Below are 1,435 nucleotides of genomic sequence, written 5' to 3'. Positions count from 1 at the left end.
TTTAAGAACGTCCATTACAGTCGAAATTGTCAGCCCGGGACCGTCTCGGGCTACGATTGAGGCGCGCCCAGAACGGGCCGCCGACCGGGCGCCCGCGCACGGCCGAACGTCCCTGCCCCCGAGAGGGCCCGTTGGGTGCTGCCGGCGCGGGACGCGCCGCCCCCGACGGCTGATAGGAAAGTGCCGGGCAGGCGCCGCGGCTGGTAATGTGAGTGCCGAGGGGGAGGCCATCCGGTCGAACGACTACCGGAAGGATACCACCGTGAAAGCGCCATCCACCAGGCCCGCGGCCGTGCTCGGCCTGGACGTCGGCAAGTCATCGCACTGGGCCTGCCTGATCGACCGCGACGGGGAGGTGCTGGCCAGCGCCCCCGTCCGCAACAGGGAGGCCGAGCTCGACGCGCTGTTCGCCTCCGCGCCCGCCGGCACGCTCGTCGTCGTCGACCAGTTCCGCAACATAGGGTCCCTCGCCGTGAGGCGGGCCCGCGCCGCGGGGCTCGGGGTCGCCCACCTGCCCGGGCTCGCCGCCAGCCGCGCCGCGGGCCTGTTCGCCGGCGAGGCCAAGACCGACGAGCGCGACGCCGCGGTGATCGCGCGGACCGCCCTGGGCGTGCCGGACTCCCTGTCGGGGGTCCCGGGCCGCGGCGAGGCCCTCGAGGCCGCCCGCGCCCTCTCGTCGCAGCGCGACCACGTCGTCGCCTGCGCGACCAGGGACAAGAACCGCCTGCGCGCGGTGCTGCTCGAGTCCTGCCCGGCCCTCGAGGCCGCGGTCGACCTGTCGGACCGGCGGTGGCTGGAGCTGCTCGCCGGGTTCGGCGGGGCGTGGGGGATCGCCCGCTCCGGGGCCGGGGGCCCGCGGGCCGAGGCCGCCGGGGAGGCCGCGGCCGCCTCCACCGCGCCCCCGCCGGCGCTCGTCGAGGCCGAGAACAGGCAGGTCAGGTTCCTGGCCGCCCGGATATCGGAGGCCCTCGACGAGGCCGGGGCCCTCGAGGCCGAGACGGCGGCGCTGCTCGAGGGCGACGAGACCTACGCGTGCCTGCTCACCGTGCCCGGCATCGGGCCGAGGACGGCGGCGCAGCTCGCGGTGTCGGTCGACATCGCGAGGTTCCCGGACCACGACCACCTGGCCTCGTACTGCGGCATAGCCCCGAGGGTGAGGAGCTCCGGCACGTCGGTGAGGTCGGTCAGGGCGTCCAGGCGCGGCGACGCGAGGCTCAAGTCCCTGCTGATCTTCTCGTGCAACAGCCTGGTGAGGTCCTCGGGGCGCTACGGCGAGTACTACCGGGCCTGCAGGGCGCGGGGCATGGGGCACGGGCGGGCGCTCAAGGCCGTCGCGAGGAAGCGGCTCAGGGCGATATACGCCGTGATGCGCGACCGGGTGCCCTACCGGGAGTAGCCCCGACGGTTGACAAAACTATAGGAACACCCAATGACT

1 protein-coding gene is annotated in these 1,435 nt (G+C 74.1%); it reads left to right on the top strand.

The genetic code is table 11. The features are described 5' to 3' along the window. Positions 1-262: 262 nt before the first annotated feature. Positions 263-1,396 (top strand): IS110 family transposase, encoded by a 1,134-nt coding sequence (locus DXD24_RS09990; protein ID WP_117646653.1) that lies wholly within the window; start codon positions 263-265, stop codon positions 1,394-1,396. Positions 1,397-1,435: the final 39 nt, after the last annotated feature.

The organism is Collinsella sp. TF12-2AT, assembly GCF_003436735.1.
In the GTDB taxonomy this organism is placed as follows: Bacteria; Actinomycetota; Coriobacteriia; order Coriobacteriales; family Coriobacteriaceae; genus Collinsella.
The sequence above is the reverse complement of the archived record's forward strand: the minus strand, read 5'-3'. Positions and strand labels throughout refer to the sequence as shown.